Raw genomic sequence first — 18,955 nt, 5'->3', positions numbered from 1 at the left:
ATTTCTCCTCTGGCATCTTTCGGTCCGCCCGGTCAGCCGCCGGTCCGGTCGAGAGCAAAGCGCTAAACCCGCGGCGGCGGTGGTTCGGGACATGAAACAGGCCATCGTCGCCCGGACGGACATCGGCATGGGCGAGGGGAAGCTCGCCGCGCAGGTCGCGCACGCGTCGCTGTCGGCGTACCAGGACGCGGGGCGCCGCGCCCGGAAGAAGTGGCAGGGCGAGGGACAGAAGAAGGTCGTGCTGAAGGGCGACTCCGAGAGCCAGCTGTTCGAGCTGGCCGACAAGGCGGACAAGGAGGGGCTCCCGTACGCCATCGTCCGGGACGCGGGCCACACGCAGCTGGAGCCGGGGACCGTCACCGCGCTCGCGGTCGGCCCCGCCCGCGACGACAGCGTCGACCGCGTGACCGGCGACCTCTCGCTGTACTAGATGGCCCCCGAACACGCCCTCCGCGAGGCGCACCCGACCGAGCGCGCGGTCGGCATGGACTACTACGTCAGCGACGCCGACGGGATCGGCGGCCGGCTCCGTGAGTCTCCCGAGGACTTCCGGGTCCGCGAGCTGGAGGCGTTCGACCCGGAGCCGCTGGGCGCCGACCGCGGGAGCTACCCCGAGTTGGTCGTCCGCGTCACGCTGCGCGACTGGGACACGAACGACTTCGCGCGCCGGATCTCCGACGCGCTCGGGATCAGCCGCGAGCGCGTCTCGTGGGCCGGCACGAAGGACAAGCGCGCGGTCACGACGCAGCTGTTCACCCTCCGCGAGGTCGACCCGGACGACCTCCCCGCGATCCGCGGCGCCGACATCGAGCCGCTCGGCCGGGCGGGGCGGCGGCTCTCCTTCGGCGACCTCGCCGGCAACGCCTTCGAGATCCGGGTCGCCGACGCGGTCGCGGAGGCGCCCGAGCGCGTCGCCGAGACAGTCCGTGACCTCCGGGCGTTCGCGGGCGACGAGGGCGACGCATCCGACACCGAGGACGCGCCCGCCGAGGCGACCGTCGGCGTCCCGAACTACTTCGGCCAGCAGCGCTTCGGCAGCCGGCGGCCGGTCACCCACGTCGTCGGGCTCGCGATCGCTCGCAACGACCCGCGCGAGGCGGTGCGGCTGTACGCGGGCAACCCCGCCGAGACGGAGCCGGACGACACCCGGGCCGCGCGCGACCGCGTCGACGCGGCGTTCGGCGTGGACCCCGACGCCGCCGGCGGCGCCGCCGAGGAGGGCCTCGCCGGGGACGTCGCCGCCGGCGTCGACGACGCGGAGCGCTCGGCCGCCGACGGCACCGGCGACGGCGACTGGGGGGCCTGCCTCGACGCGATCCCGGGCAAGCTCCGATTCGAGCGCTCGATGGTCCACCGGCTCGCCGACCGCGGCGTCGCCCCCGACGCGCCGCCCGACGACGGGGACTGGTGGCACGCGCTGGAGGCGGTGCCGTCGAACCTCCAGCGGCTGTTCGTCAACGCCGCGCAGTCGTTCCTCTTCAACCGGATCCTGAGCGAGCGGCTCCGCCGCGGGCTCCCCTTCGACCGCCCCGTCGCCGGCGACGTGGTCTGTTTCGCCGACGGCGACGCCCCCGACGAGCTGTACGCGCCCGACACCGACCGGCTCCAGCGCGTCGACGCCGACCGCGTGTCGGTCGTCTCGCGGCACTGCGAGCGCGGGCGGGCGTTCGTCACGGCCCCGCTCGTCGGCACGGAGACCGAGCTCGGTGACGGCGAGCCCGGCGAGATCGAGCGCGAGGTCCTCACCGACGCCGGGATCGAACCGGGCGACTTCGCGCTCCCCGGCGACTTCGACTCGGCGGGCACTCGCCGGGCGATACTCCTACGCACCGACCTCGACGCGTCGGTTGCGGACGGCGACCCCCGGTTCGCGTTCGCGCTTCCAAGCGGCTCGTACGCGACCGTGTTGCTCCGGGAGTTCACGAAGCGCGAGCCGCTCGACCTCTGATCGGGGGCGTGGATCCCTCGATCGATCCTCGTTCGTGCATTACCGAGGCGTTGAGAGAGTCGAAACCACCACGATACTGCGCCCCGTTCCGAGCCGTTTTTGTGCCGGAGCCGTCAATCGGAGCCATGACCCGAATCGTCGTCATCGACCTCCACGGCCAGTTCACGCACCTCGAGCGGCGGGCGCTCCGCGACATCGGCGTCGACACCGAGATCGTCGACGCCGACGAGCCGGCCGACGAGGTCGAGGCCGACGGGATCGTCCTCTCGGGCGGCCCCGACATGGACCGCGTCGGCAACGCGCCCGACTACCTCGACCTGGACGTCCCCGTCTTCGGGATCTGCCTCGGCATGCAGCTGATCGCGACCGAGCTGGGCGGCGAGGTCGGCGGCGGCGACTACGGCGGCTACGCCGACGTCGACGTGGAGATCGTCGACGACGAGGACCCCCTCGTCGGCTCGCTCGCGCCGTCGACCCGCGTCTGGGCCTCCCACGCCGACGAGGTGAAGTCGCTCCCGGACGGGTTCACTCGGGCCGCCACCTCCGACGTCTGCGGCATCGAGGCGATGTCGAACCCCGAGGCGGACCTGTACGGCGTCCAGTGGCACCCGGAGGTCGCCCACACCGAGCGCGGCGACGAGGTGTTCGAGAACTTCGTCTCGATCTGCGAATCGTCGTAGGGCCACCCGCGCTGCGCTTCCCCACCCGCGCCGCAGTTCCGACTGCCCTCTCACTCCTCCAGCCGCGCGGTCAACACCGGCGCCTCGCTGTGTCGCACGACCCGCTCGGCGACCGATCCGGCGGCGAGGAACCGACCGACGCCGGTCCGACCGTGGGTCCCCATCACGATCAGGTCGGCCTCGTAGTCGCTCGCGGCGTCCAGGATCTCCTCGTGCGGGCGCCCGCGTCGGAGGTGTCTCTCGACCGGGATCCCGCGCTCCGCGCCGACCGTGGCGACGGCGTCGAGCGCGCGCTCGCCGCGCTCCTCCTCGCGCTCGACGACCACGTCCCAGCCGTCGGCGCCCGCGATCGTCTCGTCGACCACGAACAGCGCGTGGATCCGTGCGTCGGCCAGCTCGGCGAGGTAGCGCGCGTGTTCGACGGCCGCGTCGCTCCCGGGGCTCCCGTCGGTCGGACAGAGGATCTCGTCGTACATCGCGGCGGGGCCTCCCCTCCCGTCTCAGAGACGGTACCGCCGGACGTGCTCGGTCCCGCAGCTCGGGCACTCCCGTCGGTACTCGACGGTCGCGCCCGTCGTGACCGCCTCCCACCCGCCTTCGTCGTCGACGAACCCGCACTCCTCGCAGGCGTGGGGGCGCTCGTCGAGCCGCTCGCGAAGTCGCTCGAACGCCGACCTGCCGCCGTAGCTCGATGACATGCGGTAACAGTACACACGGAATCGATTAATAGCTGTCGGTGAGGGATCCGTGCGGACCGCGCCGCTCCCGTGCGTCGCTCTCGGACCCGGGACGCGCGTCGACGCCGCGACGGTCGGACCCGTCGTCAGGCTCGTCGGACTCGTGGAAAAGCGGGAGGAAACGACCGCCTACTCCGCGAACAGCTCGTCGACCGCCTCGCCGGCGGTCTCGGCCGCCTCGCGGGCGACCGCGTCGGGGTCGGGGTCCTCCGGGGCGTTCAGGTAGACGTCCACGTCGAGTACGCCCTCCTCGAACGTCACCGTGACGTCGAGGTCGGTCACCGCCGACTGGTCGTAGTGGGCGAAGACGACGCCCTCCGCGGCCTCGGCCGCGGTGCGGACCACTTCGTCGTCCGTCGGCTCGTCGCTCATCGCTCGCTTACGCGCCGCCCGCGCCCGGACCGCCCGGGCCCATCGGACCGCCGCCGCCGGCGCCGCCCTGGAGCATCTGCTGGAGTTCGCCCTGCAGGTCGTCGAACTGCTCTTCGACGCGCTCTTCCTGCTTCTCGAGCTGCTCGGCGCGGACCTCGAGCGAGTCGACCTTGTTCTCGAGGTCGTCGTAGGCGGACTCGTAGTCCGTCTCGACGAGGACCTCGCCGATCTCGCGGTACATTCCGGCGTCCTCGTCGACGTCTTCGAGGGCGTCGAGCGCCGTCTTCGACTCGTTGAGCGCGGTCTGCGCCTGCTCCTTCTGCTCGGCGACCTGCTGTGCGGTCTCCTGCAGTTCCTGAAGCTCCTCGATCTTCTCCTGTGCCTCGGGCGGCATGTTCCCTTGCATGGGCGAAGCGAGGCGGTCCGGACGGAAAAACCCCCGTCTTCTAGCCTGTCGGCCTGAAATGGCGCGAGGAGCCGCGAGCGGATTGATTCCGTCGGATGATCGAACCGGATCGGCGTTACCCGCGGTCGAGTTTGGCTTCGGATCGCCCCGCGAGTTCACCGATCCCCGACGCGCTCCGCGACCTCGACGAGGCGGGACCAGCTGTTGACCCCGGCGCGGAGGGCGACGAGGTCGTCCGCGGCGACTCGGACTCGGACCGCGTCGCCGTCGCGGGAGACGGTCGCGGCCGAGCGCGCGTCGTCGATCTCGCCGACCTCGGGGGCGAGCGCGTCGGCGACGACCCGTGCGCGCCGCTCGGAGGGGTAGGCGAACGAGAGGACCGTCTCGTGTGCGCGGGACGCCGTCACGGTCGGATCGGACCGGACGGTTACTCGACGTTGACTTCCTTCACGTCGCCGCCGCGCTCCTTCAGGAGGACGCGGTGGCCGCAGTACGGGCAGCGCACGCCGCCGTACTCGTCGAGGGTGACGTCGCGCTTACAGCGGGAGCACTTGTAGCTCATTACCTACTCCTCGTCGGCGAGCGCGGCGCGGATGGAGCGGCGGACGGTGCGGCCGCCGGGCGTCTCGGGGCGGTACGCCCCGCCCGTGAACGTCTCGCCGGTCTCCTCGTTCACCCAGATGCCGGTGCCCTTGCGCGTGACGTCGTCGCCGTCGACGGTCGCGTTGCGCATCTCCTCTTCGATGTCCTGGACCCGCTTGCGGGAGACCCGGCCGTAACGGGCGCCGAATCGGCCCGCACTACCGGTGCTTCGTGCCTTGTCCTCAGCCATAGTGAGTCCGTCTACCGCCAGCGCGGGTAAAAAGGCTACGAGTCGGGGGCGTCACGAGGGGCCGCCGGCGCCCCTCGGCAAGACGGGCTTGCCGCCGACCGCAACGCCTTTGACAACTGAGTAATATCACTAAGTTGTATGCACGGATTCGACGGCTTCAGCGACGTGAGCGAGACCGACGTGACGAAGGCGATCGGCGAGGAGTGGACCGACGGGTTCCTCGAGTTCACCGACTCCGAGGTCATCATCCTCGGCGGCGGTCCGTCCGGGTTGATGGCGGCCAAGGAGCTCGCGGAACGCGGCGTGAAGGTGATGATCGTCGAGAAGAACAACTACCTCGGCGGCGGCTTCTGGCTCGGCGGGTTCCTGATGAACACCGTCACGGTCCGGGACCCCGCCCAGGAGATCCTCGACGACCTCGACGTCGACTACGAGCCGGTCGAGGACGTCGACGGCCTCTACACGGCGGCCGGTCCCGAGGCCTGCTCCGGGCTGATCAAGGCCGCCTGCGACGCCGGCGCGCGCGTCCAGAACATGACGGAGTTCACCGACCTCGTCGTCCGCGAGGACCACCGCGTCGGCGGGATCGTGATGAACTGGACGCCCGTTCACGCGCTCCCGCGCGAGATAACCTGCGTCGACCCGATCGCGGTCGAGTCCGACCTCGTGATCGACGCGACGGGCCACGACGCGGTCGCGATCAGCAAGCTCGACGAGCGCGGCGTCCTCTCGGCGCCCGGCATCGAGCACGCGAAGGAGCACAACACCGGGATGGACCAGACCGGAGACGGCGAGTACGGCGCCCCCGGCCACGACTCGCCCGGCCACGACTCCATGTGGGTCGGCGAGAGCGAGGACCAGGTCGTCGAGCACACCGGCGTCGTCCACGACGGGCTGATCGCGTCCGGGATGGCGGTCGCGACCGCCCACGGCCTCCCGCGGATGGGGCCGACGTTCGGCGCGATGCTCGTCTCCGGGAAGCGCGCCGCGCAGGCCGCCCTCGACGAGCTGGAGGTCGACGGCCCCGACGTCCGTCTCTCCGCGGGCGACGCGCCCGCGCCGGCCGACGACTAGAGAGCGGCGCGGACCCCGCGGTCGACGCTCGGAACGCGACGCCAGCGACGGCGACCCCGCTGACGGCTCTCACCCTCCCTCCCCGACGGTTTTATTATCCGTATCTCCCGAGCGTCGCTCATGTACTGGCGGGGCCACGTCGGCATCGCGCTGCTCGCGTACGCGCCGGTCGCGGGGGCGGTCCGCGTCGCCGGCGAGCCGGGGCTTGCGACCCTCGGCGCGGTGGTCGCGGTCGCCTTCGCGACGCTCCCCGACGCCGACGAGTGGCTGCCGGTCGCGCACCGCGGGCCGACGCACACGGTCGCGTTCGTCGTCGCCGCGGGAGTGGTCGCGGCCCTCGCGGCCCTCGCGGCGGGGGTCGTGCTCCCTGCGAGCGCGCCGACCGGGACCACCCTCCCGCCGTGGACTCCGGCCTTCGTCGGCGGCGTCGCGGCCCTCTCGGTCTGCTCGCACGTCGCCGGCGACGCGATCACGCCGATGGGGATCCGGCCGTTCCGCCCGCTCTCGGGGTGGCACGTCACGCTCGACCTGACGCCGGCGGCGAATCCGCGCGCGAACCGGCTGTTCCTCGGGCTCGGCGTCGCCGCCCTCGCGCTGTCGATCGGGCTCACGCCCTGAGCGCGCCCGCGAACGCGGGGGTGTCACCGGTCGTTCGACTGCCCTTCCGGGAACGTCACGAACGTTCACTCGCCCCCGACTCAACCGTGTGCCTTTTTGCGGCCGTGCGCCGAAGCCGGCGGTATGCGCAACGCCAAGATCGTCTGTACGATCGGTCCCGCGTCGGACGACCGGGACGCGATCCGCGCCCTCGCCGACGCGGGGATGTCCGTCGTCCGGCTGAACGCCAGCCACGGGACGACGGCCCACCGCGAGAAAGTCATCGAGCGGGCCCGCGCGGTCGACGACGCGATCGACGACCCGCTCGCGGTGATGGTCGACCTGAAGGGCCCGGAGGTCCGCACCGCGGAGCTCGACGAGCCGATCCAGCTCCCGACGGGCTCCGAGGTGACGTTCGCGGAGGGCGACGACGCCACTCCCGATCGCGTGGGACTCACCCACTCCATCGCGGCCGCCGGCCCGGGCGACACGATCCTCCTCGACGACGGGCGGATCGAGTGCCGCGTCGAGCGGGTCGACGGCGACTCGGTCGTCGCGACCGTCGTCTCCGGCGGGAAGCTCAGCTCGCGGAAGGGCGTCAACCTCCCGGGCGTCGCCATCGACGTCGACCTGATCACGCCCGAGGACGAGGCCGAGCTCGACCTGGCCGTCCGGACGAACGCCGACTTCGTCGCGGCGTCGTTCGTGCGCAACGCCGACGACGTCTACCGTATCGCCGACGAGTTAGAGCAGCGCGGCGGCGACGACATCCCCGTCGTCGCGAAGATCGAGCGGGCCGGCGCGGTCGAGAACCTCGACGGCATCGTCGACGCCGCGGACGGCGTGATGGTCGCGCGCGGCGACCTCGGCGTGGAGTGCCCCCTGGAGGACGTCCCCGTCATTCAAAAGCGGATCATCCGCAAGTGCGTCAACGCGGGCGTCCCCGTCATCACCGCGACGGAGATGCTCGACTCGATGGTCCACTCGCGGCGGCCCACCCGCGCCGAGGCCTCCGACGTCGCCAACGCGGTCCTCGACGGTACCGACGCCGTGATGCTGTCCGGCGAGACCGCCATCGGCGACGACCCGGTCAACGTCGTGGAAACGATGGACCGGATCGTCCGCGAGGTCGAGTCCAGCGACGAGTACGCCGAGACGCGCGAGCAGCGCGTCCCGGCCGCCGCGGAGGGCTCCCGGACCGAGGCGCTGGCGCGGTCGGCGCGCTACCTCGCCCGCGACATCGGCGCCTCCACCGTGGTCGCGGTGTCGGAGTCCGGCTTCACGGCCCGCAAGACCGCGATGTTCCGACCGGGCGTCCCCGTGGTCGCGACGACTCCGGACGACCGGGTCCGGCGACAGCTCGCGCTCTCGTGGGGGGTCCGCCCCGTCCTGACGGAGTACGCCCGCGACATGGAGGCGATCCTCGACAACGCGGTCGACGCCGCGCTCGACACCGGCGGCGCCTCCTCCGGGGACACGCTCGTCGTGCTCTCCGGCATGCTGACGGAGTTCGAGGGGACGAACACGACCAACACGCTGAAGGTCCACGTCGCGGCCGAGACGCTGGTGACCGGGAAGGCGGCCGTCGCGGGCCGCGTCGCAGCGCCCGTCTACCGGACCGACGACGGCGACCTGACCGAGGTCCCTGAGGGGTCGATCGTCGCGCTCGGTCCCGGCTTCGAGGGCGAGTTCTCGGGGGACCTCGACGCGATCGCCGGCATCGTCGACGCCCGCGAGGGGATGACGGGCTACCCCGCCGTCGTCGCCCGCGAGCTCGGCGTCCCGATGGTCTCCGGCGCGACGCTCCCCGAGCGCGTCGCCGACGGGACGGTGGTCACGCTCGACGGCGAGCGCGGTATCGTGTACGACGGCGACGTGATCGCGGCGGCGCGCGAGCGATAACCGACCTCTCTGCCGAACGCACCCGCCAGCCATTTACCCGTCACCCGCCTACCGCCGGGCATGTCCAGCGACGAGGGGACCGACGACAACGCCGCCGACGACGACACGCGGAGCCGGGCGAACGAGACCCGGGACGCCGACGGCGGCGACGAGCGCCAGTGGCGGTTCGCCGTCGACGACGTCGGGCCCGACGGGATCACGGAGGACACCGGCACCCCCGAAGAGGAGCCGATAGAGCCCGGGTCGATCGACCTCGAGAACGCCGCCCTCGTCGCGCTCGGCGTCGCGATCACGGTCGGCGTGCTGCTGTTCGGCTTCTGAGCCGGCCCGCGCTCGGCGGGTGCACGCCGTCCCCGACTCCCCGGCGCCCGCACCACCACTTATACCGACGCGGCCGTACGTCCGGACATGGATCTGCTCTTGGGATCCGGGTCGCTCCTCCAGTCCGGGCTGATCGGACCGGACACGCTTCCCCTCCTGCTGTTGACGGCCGGCCTGCTGCTCTCGATGGCGGAGGCGCTCGCACCCGGCGCGAACTTCATCGTCGTCGGTATCGCGCTGATCGGCGCGGGACTGGGCGGCCTCCTCCTGACGTCGCTCGGCGTCGCGGGCGCGGGTCTCACGCTGATCATGGCGCTGCTGACGCTCGTCGTCGGCGCGGCCGCCTTCTACGGCTACCACGAGTTCGACCTCTACGGCGGGAAAGGCCAGCGACAGACCAGCGACAGCGACTCGCTAAAGGGGAAGACCGGCACCGTCACCGAGCCGGTGACCCCGTCCGGCGGCGAGGTGAAGCTCTCCGGCGGCGGCTTCAACCCCTACTACTCCGCGCGCTCGATCGAGGGGGAGATCGAGGAGGGCGAGGAGGTGATGGTCGTCGACCCCGGCGGCGGCAACGTCGTCACCGTGGAGTCGATGGGGTACGTCGAGGACGACATCGACAGGGAGCTCGCGGCGGACCGCGCCCGGAAGGAGGCGGCGGAGGGCGCGGAGACGGACGAGCGCGAGGAGGACTCCGAGGGAGAGGGAACCGAGGCCGACGCGGAGACCGAGACCGAACGCGAGTGACCGCGTTCGGGGGTCGGCCGCGGTCCGGTCTGGTCAACCGAGGCCCGGACGGACAAGACACTTGTGCGGCCCCGCGGATCGCACGGCTATGCCCTCCCCGATCGCCCCCCTCTCCCGAGCCGTCGGTTCGCTCCTCGACCGCTCCCGCGCCCACTTCGAGGCGGTCCGCCCGCGGTCCGGCGCGGTCGCGGTCGGGCTCGTCCTGCTCGTCACCCTTTCGACGGTCGCCGGGGTCCTCGCGCTCGGCGCGGCCTTCGACGCGACGATCGACAGCGAGGTCACCGTCGACAACCCCGACCGGCCGCCGGAGGCGACCTGCGAGTCGTTCGGCGACGACGACTCGCTGATCGGCGAGCGGTGCGACCGGCCCGAGCGGATCGAGGTCGACGTCGGCGAGGAACTCCGGGGCGCGACCGGCGACTACGTCGCGTACGGCCTGTTCGGCGTGCCGGTCTGGTGGGGGATCTTCGCGCTCGCGCTCCACGGCGGCGCGCGCCTCGCCGGCGGGAGCGGCACCGCGGGCGACTCGTTCGCGATCGCGGCGTGGGCGCTCGTCCCCGAGCTCCTCCGACTCGCCGCCGGGCTCGCCGCGATCTGGTACGCGCTCTCGACCGCGACGGTCGACGGCGCGACGATCGAGGCGATCGCGAACGAGATCGTCGCCGCGATCGGGACGATGGAAGGCCCCCTGCTCGCCGCCTCCGCGGTCGTGATCGCGGTCCAGTGGGTGATCGTCGTCAGCGGGCTGGAGGCGGTCCACGACCTCGACCGCGGGACCGCGGGGACGGTCGCCGGCGCGTTCGCCGCCCTCGCGTTCCTGCTCGCGGCGGTGTGAAGCGTGGGCCGCGCGGCCGGCGACGCCCGCGCTGCTCCCGCGACGCTCTCTGACCCCCGCGACGACGCATTCGGGAGTTTTTAAGCCGAGCGGGCTCCGTCTCCCGACATGATCCTGTCGGACGCGGACATCCTCGACCGGCTCGCGGCGGGGGACCTCGTGGTCGAGCCGCTCGGCGACGTCGACCAGCAGGTCCAGCCCGCGAGCGTCGACCTGCGGCTCGGCGAGCGCTTCCTGGAGTTCCAGCGCACCAACATCCCCTGCATCCACCCGACCGAGGCCGACGAGGTCGGCGAGTACGTCACGGAGACCACCGTCGACGAGGGCGACGAGTTCATCCTCCACCCGGGCGACTTCGTCCTCGGGACGACGACCGAGCGCGTCGAGATCCCGGACGACCTCGTCGCGCACGTCGAGGGCCGCTCGTCGCTCGGGCGGCTCGCGATCGTCGTGCACGCCACCGCCGGCCTCTGCGACCCGGGATATAAGGGACAAATCACGCTTGAGCTGTCGAACCTCGGCACCGCGCCCGTCGCGCTCTCGCCGGGCATGCGCGTCTCCCAGCTCACGTTCACGGAGCTGAAGTCGCCCGCCGACCGCCCGTACGGCGCGGAGCGCGGCTCGAAGTACCAGGACCAGGACGGGCCGCAGGCCTCCCGGATCGGCGACGACCCGGAGTTCGACGGCGACCGCGAGGCGGAGACGCCGCCGGACGCCGCCGAGGGCGACGACGGAACCGCGGGGGACCGCCCGTGAAGTTCATCGAGGAGGTCGTCGTCGACGAGTTCCTCCCCACGGTCCGCTCGATGCTCGCGGAGGACCTCCGCGACCGCGGCTTCACGCAGCGGGAGGTCGCCGACGCCCTCGGGATCTCCCAGTCAGCGGTCTCGAAGTACGCCCACGGCGACGTGGCGCGTCACGACCGGATCGTCGCCGACGAGCGCGTCCGCGACCTGGTCGACCGCGTGGGCGAGGGGCTCGCCACGGGCGACCTGAGCCCGGTCGGCGCGCTCGTCGAGATCGAGGTGCTGATCCGTCGACTTGAGGAGGGGGACCTCCTCGCGGAGCTCCACGAGGAGGCGATGCCGGCGCTCGCCGATGCCGACGTGGAGTTCTCGGTCCACGACCCGGACAGCGGGCTCCGCGAGCGCGAGCGGGTCCTCGGCTCGGTGCGGCGCGGGCTCCGCACCCTGACGAACGCCTCGGGCTTCGCCGCGCTCATCCCGAACGTCGGCGCCAACGTCGCCGAGTGCCTCGACGACGCCCGGACGATCGACGACGTCGCCGCGGTCCCCGGGCGCCTCGTCGACGTGAAGGGGCGGGCCATGGTCCCCGGCGAGCCCGAGTTCGGCGTGAGCGAGCACGTCGCGACGGTGCTGCTCGCGGCCCGCGAGGCGGGGTCGACCGCCCGCGGCGCCGTGAACGTCCGGTACGATCCCGAGACCGTCGCGGCGCTCGCCGAGTCGCACCCGACCGTCGAGTTCGACGCCGAGCTCCCGACCCGCGAGGCCGTCGCCGACGCGGTCGCCGCGGCCGACCTCCCGGCGGGCGACGAGTCGGCGACGCTCGTCCTCTACCAGACCGGCGCCGTCGGCGTCGAACCGATCGTCTACGTGCTCGCCCCGACGGCGTCGGAGGCGGCCGCGGTCGTCCGCGAGATCGTGTAGGCGCGACGGACGACGCGTTCCGCCCTCGCCCCGGTCCGTGGCCGGTCTTCATTACCGTGCCCGTCCAAGATCGCGTATGAGCGCCCCCGACGCGGTTCGAATGGACGACGACGAGCGCGACGAGTTCCTCGGGCGGTCGGGAACTGGGGTCCTCTCCCTGTCGAGGGCCGGCGACGACCCCCCGCACTCGGTCCCGGTGTCGTACGGATACGACCCGGTCGAGGAGGTGTTTTACTTCCGGCTCGCCGTCGGAGAAGAGAGCGGAAAAGCGAACCCCACAGATCGCGGGACCACGTTCGTCACCTACGGGGAACGCGACGGCCGGTGGAAGAGCGTGGTGGCGAGCGGTCGACTTGTGTCGACCACCGACGAGTCCGTCTCCGCGGAGTCGCTCGCCGGTCTCGAACGGACGGACCGGATACCGATAGTCGACGTCTTCGGCGAGCCGCCGGGCCGGGTGGAGTTCGAGTTCTACCGGCTCGATCCGGACCGACTCACCGGTCGCGCCGAACGACCGATGGACCCCTAGGGGCGTCCCCGCGAGACCGTCGCCGAGCGGCCGCGTCTGACCCCCGTCCGAGCGATCGGGCACGGCTTCCCGCCGACGCGACCCACCCGTTTCGATCCCACCCGGAAATCAGCGGGCTTTAGGCCCGTATCCACGACAACTCGATACACGCACCTCATGAGCCACGACGACTTCCCCACCGACGACCCGGCGGTGGTGACCTGTGGACTGCCGTACGCCAACGGCGACCTCCACATCGGCCACCTGCGCACCTACGTCGGCGGCGACGTGTACAGCCGCGCGCTCGAGCGACTCGGTCAGGAGACCGCGTTCGTCTCCGGCTCCGACATGCACGGGACGCCCGTCGCGGTCAACGCCGAGCAGGAGGGCGTCTCGCCCGAGGCCTTCGCGCTCGACTGGCACGAGCGGTACGCCGCGACGTTCCCGAAGTTCAACGTCGAGTTCGACAACTACGGCCACACCCACGACGAGACGAACACCGCGGTCACCCAGGAGCTCGTCCGCGACCTGGAGGACGCCGGCCACGTCTACGAGAAGGAGATCATGGTCGCGTACGACCCGGTCGACGACCAGTACCTCCCGGACCGCTACGTGGAAGGGACCTGCCCGTACTGCGGCGCGCACGCCCGCGGCGACGAGTGCGACGAGGGATGCCAGCGCCACCTCGAGCCCGGCGAGGTCGAGGACCCCGAGTCGACGATCACCGGCAACCCCGCCGAGTACCGCGAGCGCACCCACAAGTTCTTCGCGGTCTCGGAGTTCTCGGAGTACCTCTCCGGCTTCCTCGACCGGCTGGAGGGGACCTCGAACGCCCGGAACCAGCCCCGCGAGTGGATCGAGCAGGGGCTCCAGGACTGGTGTATCACCCGCGACATGGACTGGGGGATCGATTATCCGGGAGACAATCCCCAGGACCTCGTCTTATACGTCTGGGTCGACGCCCCGATCGAGTACATCTCCTCGACGAAGCAGTACTCCGAGCGCGTCGGCGCCGACGCCTTCGACTGGGAGGCCGCGTGGAGGGAGGGCGCCAGCGACGCTCACCCCGAGGGCGGCGAGATCGTCCACGTGATCGGCCGCGACATCATCCAGCACCACACGATCTTCTGGCCCGCGATGTTAGAGGCGACCGGCCACGCCGAGCCCCGCGCGGTGATGGCGAGCGGCTTCGTCACCCTCGGCGGGAAGGGCTTTTCCACGAGCCGCGACCGCGCCGTCTGGGCCGACGAGTACCTCGACGAGGGGTTCCACCCCGACCCGCTGCGCTACTACCTCGCGACCAACGGCGGGTTCCAGCAGGACGTCGACTTCTCGTGGGAGAAGTTCCGCGACCGCGTCAACACCGAGCTTGTGGGCACCGTCGGCAACTTCCTCTACCGCTCGCTCCTCTTCGCGCACCGCAACTACGACGACGCGCCCATCGCGGAGGAGACGAGCGACGAGGTGCAAGACCGGATCGAGGAGGCGATCGCCGACGTCGAGGCCGCGGTCAACGACTACTCCGTGCGCGCGCTCGGCGACGCCGTCACCGACCTCGCGCGGTTCGGCAACGAGTACATCCAGCGGAACGAGCCGTGGAAGCTCGTCGACGAGGAGCCCGACGAGGCCGCACGGGTGATCTACGACTGCGTCGCGATCGCGAAGGCGATCGCCGTCCTCTTCGAGCCGATCGCCCCCGAGAAGTGTGAGCGCCTGTGGGCCCAGCTCGGCGAGGACGGCTCCGTCCACGACGTGACCGTCGCGGCGGCCCGCGAGGGGCCCGCCGGAGACCTCGCGGAGCCGACGGAGCTGTTCGAGCAGATCGAAGACGAGCGCGTCGAGGCGCTCAACGAGAAGCTGGAATCGCGGGTCGCCGAGGCGGAGGCGGCCGACGGCGACGAGAGCGAGGGCGACGAGGACGCATCGACCGACGAGGATGCGACCGACGGAGACGCGACCGACGGAGACGCGACCGACACCACCGACGACACCGACATGACCGACATCGAACCTCTCAGCGACGACCGCGTCAGCTTCGACGACTTCCAGGAACTGGACATCCGGGTCGGCCGGATCGACGAGGCCGAGGGGATCGAGGGGGCCGACGACCTCCTGAAGCTCCGCGTCGACCTCGGCGCGAAGACCCGGACGATCGTCGCCGGGCTGAAGCAGCTCCACGACGTCGACGACCTGCCCGGGACGAAGGTCGTCGTGCTCGCCAACATGGAGAAGGCGGAGCTGTTCGGCGTGGAGTCGAACGGGATGGTGCTCGCCGCCGGCGACGAGGCCGACCTCCTCACAACCTACGAGGACGCCGGCCCGGGCACGAAGGTCAAGTAAGAACGGTCTGGCTTTTCTCCGACCTCACGCGTCCAGCACTTCGATCAGGTTCCCCTCGGGGTCGACGACGAACAGGATCGTGGTCCCGCTCTCGGTCGTTCGCGGTTCACTGAGCGTCTCCACGTCGTCGTCGAGCTCACGGTAGAACTCCGCCACGTCGTCGACGGAGAGCCCGAGGTGGATCGCACCCGGTCGGTTCAGCTCCGGGTCGGGCGCCGGTTCGCCCTCCGGGTCGTACGCGACGAGTTCGACGACGGTCTCGTTGCCTCCCCCGTCGGCGACGAGGTGCGCGAACTCGGCGGCCGCGCCGTCGACGTCGACGGCGTCCGCGAACGCCTCGCCGCCCACGGCGAACTCGGCGGCGACGTCGAGGCCGAACGTCTCGGTGTAGAAGTCGACGGCGCGGTCGAGGTCGGAGACGGTGACGCCGACGTGATGGGGGGTCGGATCGGACACGGGTCGAACGACGCCGACCGATTTCAAAACCGTGTCGGCCGGGACTCGGTTTCCCCGCCGCGCCGACCGACCCCCGTCAGAGGAACCCGGCGAGTCCCATCGCGTCCGCGAGGGGGACCCCGGCGACGACGGAGCCGATCAGGTAGCCGCCGATGGCGCCGCCGTTCAACAGGGGGAGCCCGGCGTGCGGCCGGCCCTTGATCACCCAGCTCATCAGCACGAGGAGCCCGGCGAGGCTCCCGACCATCGCGAGCAGCGCGGGGAGGTTGATCCCGATCAGCGGGACCGCGAGCCCGGCCGCGGGTGAGAACGTCGCCGCGCTCGCGACCAGCACGGCCGGGATCACGGCGTCGCCGAGGCCGATGAAGAACGCGTCGCGCTCCTCGATCGGCGTGGGGTCCGAGACGTCGGCGCCTTCGCCCGCGCCCTCATCGTCGTCGGTAGTCGCGGGGTCGTCGCCGTCGGGGTCTCTCTCCCCCTCCTCGTCGGCGCCGAGGAGCGAGTACGACAGCGACAGCGGGATGACGAGCACCACGGGGATGTTCAGCTCCATCACGCCCTCCGCGAGCGACAGCATGTGCTCGGTGCCGTACACCGAGATCGCGTCGTAGACGGCGAGGAACGCGAGGAGGATCAGCGCGGGGAGCAGCCCGAACGAGATGCCGAACAGCCCGGCCGCGCCGGCGCCCATCAACACCCCGGCCGTGTCGATCACGTACCACTCGGGGTAGACGAGCAGCCCGACGCCGACCGCGGCCGCCGGCACGGCCGCCGCCAGCGGCGACACCAGCGCGGAGAAGACGTACCAGGAGAGCCACGCCGAGACGCCGACGATGAGGAGCCGGATCGCGCCGTCGAAGTCGTACTTGAACGCGGCGAGCATCAGCCCCGTCATGGCCAAGATTGCGAGGACGTACACGACGCTGTTCGTCGGGTCGTCCGGGTTCTCGACCGCCTGATACCCGCTCTCGGCGAACTCGGGGACCAGCGCTAGCGCGCCGAGCTGGACGACGAGGAACAGGCCGACGACGAAGGCGACGCCGCGGTACTCGCGGGGGAACATTCGACCGACGGTTCGGGATCAGGGGGTTTCGTCCTTGCGCTTCGCCCCCGTCGCTGGAGGGAATCGGGTGTCACGGACGCGGGCCGCGTAACCGTCGAGCGCGCGCCGCAGAACGGGTTCGGGTACGGTGTGGGAGCGGGTCGGACCCGAACCCGAGAGCCGACGGACGACGGACGGTGGAAGCGAGCGTCCGGCCGGCCCGCCCGAAACCGGACGAGCCGGCCGGGTTCGTCCGCGGCGTTTACGACCAGCCCCATTCGGAACAAGAAGCTACCGCTCGAATTATCGCGACCGATACTCGACGCGGACCGATGCGGAGCCGCGATGCAAAAGGGGGGACTCGGAGACGGGTCGACGCGTGACGCGGAGTGAAAAGCGGGAGACTTCGCGGGGCGAGGTGTGGCGCGGAACCGGAAAGGCGAGAGGCGAAGGTGGGATGGGAGGCGGGCGGGCGGCAGCCGGACAGCGGACCCCCGGGCTGTCGTCGGCGTCGCCGCCCGAGCGGTCGGGACGGGCGCGCGTTGTTGTCGCCGAACTCCAACGAGAAAAGCGTCGGACTTCGGCAACTCCTCATTGTCGCTTCTCCGGTATAAACCAGACGGTCCGACCTCGGCCGCCGGGGGGTCGACGCTCGGTGATCGGCGGTCAGCGCCGGTCCCGCAGCGCCGGGAACTCCTCGCGCACCGCCGCCACCCGCTCGGAATCGATCTCCGCGGTCACCGTGGTCGGCTCCTCCCCTGCGGACGCGAGCGTGGTGCCCCACGGGTCGTAGACGGTCGTCCGCCCGCAGAGCGCGTCGCCGTCGAACGCGCCGCTCCCGTTGACGGCGGCGACGTACGCGAGGTTCTCGATCGCCCGCGCCCGACCGAGCGTCCGCCAGTGCTCGACGCGCGGGTACGGCCACGCGCTCGGCACCAGCACGCATTCGACGCCCGCCTCGACCATCTCGCGGAACTGCTCCGGGAAGCGGAGGTCGTAACACGTCGTGACGCCGACGCGCACGCCCTCCAGGTCGACGACCGGGACCCGCTCGCCGGGGACCATCCGGTCGGTCTCCTCGGAGCCGTACCCGAACAGGTGGTGCTTCCGGTAGACCAGCCGCCGATCCCCGTCGCGGTCGAAGAGGACCGCCGCGTTCGCGAGGCCCTCCTCGGCCGGGACGTCGATCCCGTCGGCCGCGGAGGCCGCCAGGTCCTCGACGACGGTCCCCGCGAGGAGGTTGACGTCGGCCTCGGCCGCGACGGTCGCGAACCGAGCCAGCCGGTCGCCGGCGAGGCTCTCCGCCGCGCGGGCGTAAGCGTCGAACGCGAAGTAGCCGACGTCGAACAGCTCCGGGAGGACCACGAGGTCCGCGCCCTCGGCGGCTGCCGCCCGAACCCGGTCGACCGCGCGCTCGACGTTGGCCGCGACGGCGCCCCCCTCGACGCCGAGCTGGACGCAGGCGATCCTCATGCCGTGGGACCCAACGAGGCGCGGAGCGCGTCCTCGAGGTTGTCGAGCTCCGCGTCGAAGTTGCGCTCGAAGAACGACTCGACGCCCGGCAGTCGACCGTCGACGACGAACTCGTTGGCGAGCCGACAGCCGCCGTCGGTCTCGGTGATCGCGTGCTCGCCGGTGACGCGGAACGCCTTCGACCTACCGACGAACTTCACCCGATTCGGGGGGTCGCGCTCGACTTCCTCGGTCTCGACGGAGATCGTCGACCGGATCATCGGGATCGGGAGCGCGACGTGCCAGGTCGCGCGTCCCTCGCCGTGGACGTCGAAGGTGTCGACCACGCTGATCGCGCCGGCGCGCTTCTCTGCGTCCGAGATGAACGCCCACACGTCTTCCGCGGGCGCGTCGAACTCGAACGTCCGGGAGACTCGGACGGTCATACCACTCCGTTGGTGCCACGGGGGTTAAAAACACGCGAGTCCGGCAGGCGGATCACGGACCCCGGCGGAGTCGCCGTCGGCCGAGGGGCCCGTCCGACGCGCCGCCCCGCACTCAGTCCCGCCGGTCAGCCCTGCGGCGTCACGCGCCACGTCGTCGACCGGGAGCGGCCCCACTTCTCGATGTCGACGTCGTCGGCCTTCTCGGCGAGTCGGGGGAGGCGTGAGCCGACCTGCTTGGCCGTCAGGCCGATGGCGTCGGCGATCGTCTTCGAGCGGACGTACCGCTCGCCACGGGTGACGCTGTCCGTGAGGTACGCGAGGATCCGCTGCTCCTCCTCGGTGTACTCGCTCATGCTGCGAGCGTAGGCGTCAGACGTCCTTAACGGTTTCTCGTTCCCCGGTCGCTCAGTCGAACAGCTGCACGGCGACGACCGCACAGAGGGCGAAGACGAACGCCGCCGCGAACCCCCACGCGCGGCCGAGCTGCGACGGGTACCCGAACATCAGCGCCGTGCCGACGAGCGCGACGGCCCCCAACGCGAGCGCCACGCCGATCTCCATGTCAGACTCGATAGATCCCTCGCTCATACCCG

General features: G+C 71.5%; 26 protein-coding genes. 13 read left to right on the top strand and 13 right to left on the bottom strand.

What is annotated here, in order from left to right; genetic code table 11:
- Positions 1-91: 91 nt before the first annotated feature.
- The 3 genes from pth2 to FGM06_RS11810 all read left to right on the top strand — a co-directional run bounded on the left by pth2 (position 92) and on the right by FGM06_RS11810 (position 2,628).
- The gene (pth2, locus tag FGM06_RS11820) at positions 92-430 is read left to right on the top strand and encodes a peptidyl-tRNA hydrolase Pth2 (RefSeq protein WP_144799440.1); all 339 of its coding nucleotides are present in this window, start codon (positions 92-94) and stop codon (positions 428-430) included.
- Entirely contained in the window at positions 431-1,948 is a 1,518-nt protein-coding gene (truD, locus tag FGM06_RS11815) for a tRNA pseudouridine(13) synthase TruD (RefSeq protein WP_144799439.1), read from the top strand.
- 125 nt (positions 1,949-2,073) lie between these two features.
- A complete protein-coding gene (locus FGM06_RS11810) occupies positions 2,074-2,628 on the top strand; it encodes a GMP synthase subunit A (protein ID WP_144799438.1) in 555 nt (184 codons plus the stop codon).
- A gap of 50 nt (positions 2,629-2,678) precedes the next feature.
- Here FGM06_RS11810 and FGM06_RS11805 read toward each other — a convergent pair whose 3' ends face one another.
- The 7 genes from FGM06_RS11805 to FGM06_RS11775 all read right to left on the bottom strand — a co-directional run bounded on the left by FGM06_RS11805 (position 2,679) and on the right by FGM06_RS11775 (position 4,975).
- A complete protein-coding gene (locus tag FGM06_RS11805; protein WP_144799437.1) occupies positions 2,679-3,104 on the bottom strand; it encodes a universal stress protein in 426 nt (141 codons plus the stop codon).
- 24 nt (positions 3,105-3,128) lie between these two features.
- Entirely contained in the window at positions 3,129-3,326 is a 198-nt protein-coding gene (locus FGM06_RS11800) for an HVO_0649 family zinc finger protein (RefSeq protein WP_144799436.1), read from the bottom strand.
- A 168-nt stretch (positions 3,327-3,494) separates the two neighbouring features.
- The gene (locus FGM06_RS11795; RefSeq protein WP_123114280.1) at positions 3,495-3,737 is read right to left on the bottom strand and encodes a DUF3194 domain-containing protein; all 243 of its coding nucleotides are present in this window, start codon (positions 3,735-3,737) and stop codon (positions 3,495-3,497) included.
- Positions 3,738-3,744: 7 nt separating this feature from the next.
- A complete protein-coding gene (locus FGM06_RS11790; RefSeq protein WP_144799951.1) occupies positions 3,745-4,131 on the bottom strand; it encodes a prefoldin subunit beta in 387 nt (128 codons plus the stop codon).
- A gap of 167 nt (positions 4,132-4,298) precedes the next feature.
- Positions 4,299-4,550, bottom strand: coding sequence for a KEOPS complex subunit Pcc1 (locus tag FGM06_RS11785; RefSeq protein WP_144799435.1), 252 nt, complete (start codon positions 4,548-4,550; stop codon positions 4,299-4,301).
- Positions 4,551-4,570: 20 nt separating this feature from the next.
- Entirely contained in the window at positions 4,571-4,705 is a 135-nt protein-coding gene (locus tag FGM06_RS11780) for a DNA-directed RNA polymerase subunit P (RefSeq protein WP_004049526.1), read from the bottom strand.
- A 3-nt stretch (positions 4,706-4,708) separates the two neighbouring features.
- Complete coding sequence (locus FGM06_RS11775) at positions 4,709-4,975, bottom strand: eL43 family ribosomal protein (RefSeq protein WP_086220860.1); 267 nt, start codon at positions 4,973-4,975, stop codon at positions 4,709-4,711.
- Positions 4,976-5,113: 138 nt separating this feature from the next.
- Between FGM06_RS11775 and FGM06_RS11770 the strand changes: the two genes are divergently transcribed.
- From FGM06_RS11770 to metG, 10 genes are all read left to right on the top strand, one after another.
- Positions 5,114-6,049, top strand: coding sequence for a sulfide-dependent adenosine diphosphate thiazole synthase (locus FGM06_RS11770; RefSeq protein WP_144799434.1), 936 nt, complete (start codon positions 5,114-5,116; stop codon positions 6,047-6,049).
- A 120-nt stretch (positions 6,050-6,169) separates the two neighbouring features.
- Positions 6,170-6,667 (top strand): metal-dependent hydrolase, encoded by a 498-nt coding sequence (locus tag FGM06_RS11765; RefSeq protein WP_144799433.1) that lies wholly within the window; start codon positions 6,170-6,172, stop codon positions 6,665-6,667.
- Between the two features lie 123 nt (positions 6,668-6,790).
- Positions 6,791-8,548 carry a pyruvate kinase gene (gene pyk / locus FGM06_RS11760; protein WP_144799432.1) on the top strand — a complete coding sequence of 586 codons (1,758 nt, stop codon included), beginning with the start codon at positions 6,791-6,793 and terminating at the stop codon, positions 8,546-8,548.
- A 60-nt stretch (positions 8,549-8,608) separates the two neighbouring features.
- Positions 8,609-8,869 carry a DUF7312 domain-containing protein gene (locus FGM06_RS11755; RefSeq protein ID WP_144799431.1) on the top strand — a complete coding sequence of 87 codons (261 nt, stop codon included), beginning with the start codon at positions 8,609-8,611 and terminating at the stop codon, positions 8,867-8,869.
- Positions 8,870-8,956: 87 nt separating this feature from the next.
- Entirely contained in the window at positions 8,957-9,616 is a 660-nt protein-coding gene (locus FGM06_RS11750) for an NfeD family protein (RefSeq protein ID WP_144799430.1), read from the top strand.
- A gap of 88 nt (positions 9,617-9,704) precedes the next feature.
- A complete protein-coding gene (locus tag FGM06_RS11745; RefSeq protein WP_144799429.1) occupies positions 9,705-10,451 on the top strand; it encodes a Yip1 family protein in 747 nt (248 codons plus the stop codon).
- A 108-nt stretch (positions 10,452-10,559) separates the two neighbouring features.
- The gene (dcd, locus tag FGM06_RS11740) at positions 10,560-11,207 is read left to right on the top strand and encodes a dCTP deaminase (RefSeq protein ID WP_144799428.1); all 648 of its coding nucleotides are present in this window, start codon (positions 10,560-10,562) and stop codon (positions 11,205-11,207) included.
- Positions 11,204-12,118 carry a thiamine-phosphate synthase family protein gene (locus FGM06_RS11735; protein ID WP_144799427.1) on the top strand — a complete coding sequence of 305 codons (915 nt, stop codon included), beginning with the start codon at positions 11,204-11,206 and terminating at the stop codon, positions 12,116-12,118. The genes dcd and FGM06_RS11735 overlap by 4 nt, the downstream gene beginning before the upstream one ends.
- A gap of 76 nt (positions 12,119-12,194) precedes the next feature.
- Positions 12,195-12,647 carry a pyridoxamine 5'-phosphate oxidase family protein gene (locus FGM06_RS11730; RefSeq protein WP_144799426.1) on the top strand — a complete coding sequence of 151 codons (453 nt, stop codon included), beginning with the start codon at positions 12,195-12,197 and terminating at the stop codon, positions 12,645-12,647.
- 156 nt (positions 12,648-12,803) lie between these two features.
- Positions 12,804-14,966, top strand: a complete 2,163-nt coding sequence (metG, locus tag FGM06_RS11725) for a methionine--tRNA ligase (RefSeq protein ID WP_144799425.1) — start codon at positions 12,804-12,806, stop codon at positions 14,964-14,966.
- 24 nt (positions 14,967-14,990) lie between these two features.
- On the opposite strand, the gene FGM06_RS11720 is transcribed toward metG, so the two are convergent.
- The 6 genes from FGM06_RS11720 to FGM06_RS11695 form a co-directional block, all read right to left on the bottom strand.
- Positions 14,991-15,422, bottom strand: a complete 432-nt coding sequence (locus FGM06_RS11720) for a VOC family protein (protein ID WP_144799424.1) — start codon at positions 15,420-15,422, stop codon at positions 14,991-14,993.
- Positions 15,423-15,498: 76 nt separating this feature from the next.
- The gene (locus tag FGM06_RS11715; RefSeq protein WP_144799423.1) at positions 15,499-16,485 is read right to left on the bottom strand and encodes a presenilin family intramembrane aspartyl protease PSH; all 987 of its coding nucleotides are present in this window, start codon (positions 16,483-16,485) and stop codon (positions 15,499-15,501) included.
- A 645-nt stretch (positions 16,486-17,130) separates the two neighbouring features.
- Positions 17,131-17,937, bottom strand: a complete 807-nt coding sequence (locus tag FGM06_RS11710; protein WP_144799422.1) for a carbon-nitrogen family hydrolase — start codon at positions 17,935-17,937, stop codon at positions 17,131-17,133.
- Entirely contained in the window at positions 17,934-18,362 is a 429-nt protein-coding gene (locus tag FGM06_RS11705) for a CoxG family protein (protein WP_144799421.1), read from the bottom strand. Before FGM06_RS11705 ends, FGM06_RS11710 begins: the two co-directional genes overlap by 4 nt.
- Positions 18,363-18,487: 125 nt before the next feature.
- Positions 18,488-18,715, bottom strand: a complete 228-nt coding sequence (locus tag FGM06_RS11700; RefSeq protein ID WP_144799420.1) for a DUF7123 family protein — start codon at positions 18,713-18,715, stop codon at positions 18,488-18,490.
- Between the two features lie 52 nt (positions 18,716-18,767).
- A complete protein-coding gene (locus tag FGM06_RS11695; RefSeq protein WP_144799419.1) occupies positions 18,768-18,950 on the bottom strand; it encodes a DUF7525 family protein in 183 nt (60 codons plus the stop codon).
- Between the last annotated feature and the right edge of the window lie 5 nt (positions 18,951-18,955).

It is taken from the genome of Halorubrum depositum (genome assembly GCF_007671725.1).
Taxonomy (GTDB): Archaea; Halobacteriota; Halobacteria; order Halobacteriales; family Haloferacaceae; genus Halorubrum; species Halorubrum depositum.
This window is presented reverse-complemented; position numbering and strand designations above follow the sequence as displayed.

Excerpts from the sequence above, each read along its gene's own strand:
- pth2 (WP_144799440.1), top strand. The coding sequence starts at position 92 with ATGAAACAGGCCATCGTCGCCCGGACGGACATCGGCATGGGCGAGGGG.
- truD (WP_144799439.1), top strand. The coding sequence starts at position 431 with ATGGCCCCCGAACACGCCCTCCGCGAGGCGCACCCGACCGAGCGCGCG.
- FGM06_RS11810 (WP_144799438.1), top strand. The coding sequence starts at position 2,074 with ATGACCCGAATCGTCGTCATCGACCTCCACGGCCAGTTCACGCACCTC.
- FGM06_RS11805 (WP_144799437.1), bottom strand. The coding sequence starts at position 3,104 with ATGTACGACGAGATCCTCTGTCCGACCGACGGGAGCCCCGGGAGCGAC.
- FGM06_RS11800 (WP_144799436.1), bottom strand. The coding sequence starts at position 3,326 with ATGTCATCGAGCTACGGCGGCAGGTCGGCGTTCGAGCGACTTCGCGAG.
- FGM06_RS11795 (WP_123114280.1), bottom strand. The coding sequence starts at position 3,737 with ATGAGCGACGAGCCGACGGACGACGAAGTGGTCCGCACCGCGGCCGAG.
- FGM06_RS11790 (WP_144799951.1), bottom strand. The coding sequence starts at position 4,131 with ATGCCGCCCGAGGCACAGGAGAAGATCGAGGAGCTTCAGGAACTGCAG.
- FGM06_RS11780 (WP_004049526.1), bottom strand. The coding sequence starts at position 4,705 with ATGAGCTACAAGTGCTCCCGCTGTAAGCGCGACGTCACCCTCGACGAG.
- FGM06_RS11775 (WP_086220860.1), bottom strand. The coding sequence starts at position 4,975 with ATGGCTGAGGACAAGGCACGAAGCACCGGTAGTGCGGGCCGATTCGGC.
- FGM06_RS11770 (WP_144799434.1), top strand. The coding sequence starts at position 5,114 with ATGCACGGATTCGACGGCTTCAGCGACGTGAGCGAGACCGACGTGACG.
- FGM06_RS11765 (WP_144799433.1), top strand. The coding sequence starts at position 6,170 with ATGTACTGGCGGGGCCACGTCGGCATCGCGCTGCTCGCGTACGCGCCG.
- pyk (WP_144799432.1), top strand. The coding sequence starts at position 6,791 with ATGCGCAACGCCAAGATCGTCTGTACGATCGGTCCCGCGTCGGACGAC.
- FGM06_RS11755 (WP_144799431.1), top strand. The coding sequence starts at position 8,609 with ATGTCCAGCGACGAGGGGACCGACGACAACGCCGCCGACGACGACACG.
- FGM06_RS11750 (WP_144799430.1), top strand. The coding sequence starts at position 8,957 with ATGGATCTGCTCTTGGGATCCGGGTCGCTCCTCCAGTCCGGGCTGATC.
- FGM06_RS11745 (WP_144799429.1), top strand. The coding sequence starts at position 9,705 with ATGCCCTCCCCGATCGCCCCCCTCTCCCGAGCCGTCGGTTCGCTCCTC.
- dcd (WP_144799428.1), top strand. The coding sequence starts at position 10,560 with ATGATCCTGTCGGACGCGGACATCCTCGACCGGCTCGCGGCGGGGGAC.
- FGM06_RS11730 (WP_144799426.1), top strand. The coding sequence starts at position 12,195 with ATGAGCGCCCCCGACGCGGTTCGAATGGACGACGACGAGCGCGACGAG.
- metG (WP_144799425.1), top strand. The coding sequence starts at position 12,804 with ATGAGCCACGACGACTTCCCCACCGACGACCCGGCGGTGGTGACCTGT.
- FGM06_RS11715 (WP_144799423.1), bottom strand. The coding sequence starts at position 16,485 with ATGTTCCCCCGCGAGTACCGCGGCGTCGCCTTCGTCGTCGGCCTGTTC.
- FGM06_RS11710 (WP_144799422.1), bottom strand. The coding sequence starts at position 17,937 with ATGAGGATCGCCTGCGTCCAGCTCGGCGTCGAGGGGGGCGCCGTCGCG.
- FGM06_RS11705 (WP_144799421.1), bottom strand. The coding sequence starts at position 18,362 with ATGACCGTCCGAGTCTCCCGGACGTTCGAGTTCGACGCGCCCGCGGAA.
- FGM06_RS11700 (WP_144799420.1), bottom strand. The coding sequence starts at position 18,715 with ATGAGCGAGTACACCGAGGAGGAGCAGCGGATCCTCGCGTACCTCACG.
- FGM06_RS11695 (WP_144799419.1), bottom strand. The coding sequence starts at position 18,950 with ATGAGCGAGGGATCTATCGAGTCTGACATGGAGATCGGCGTGGCGCTC.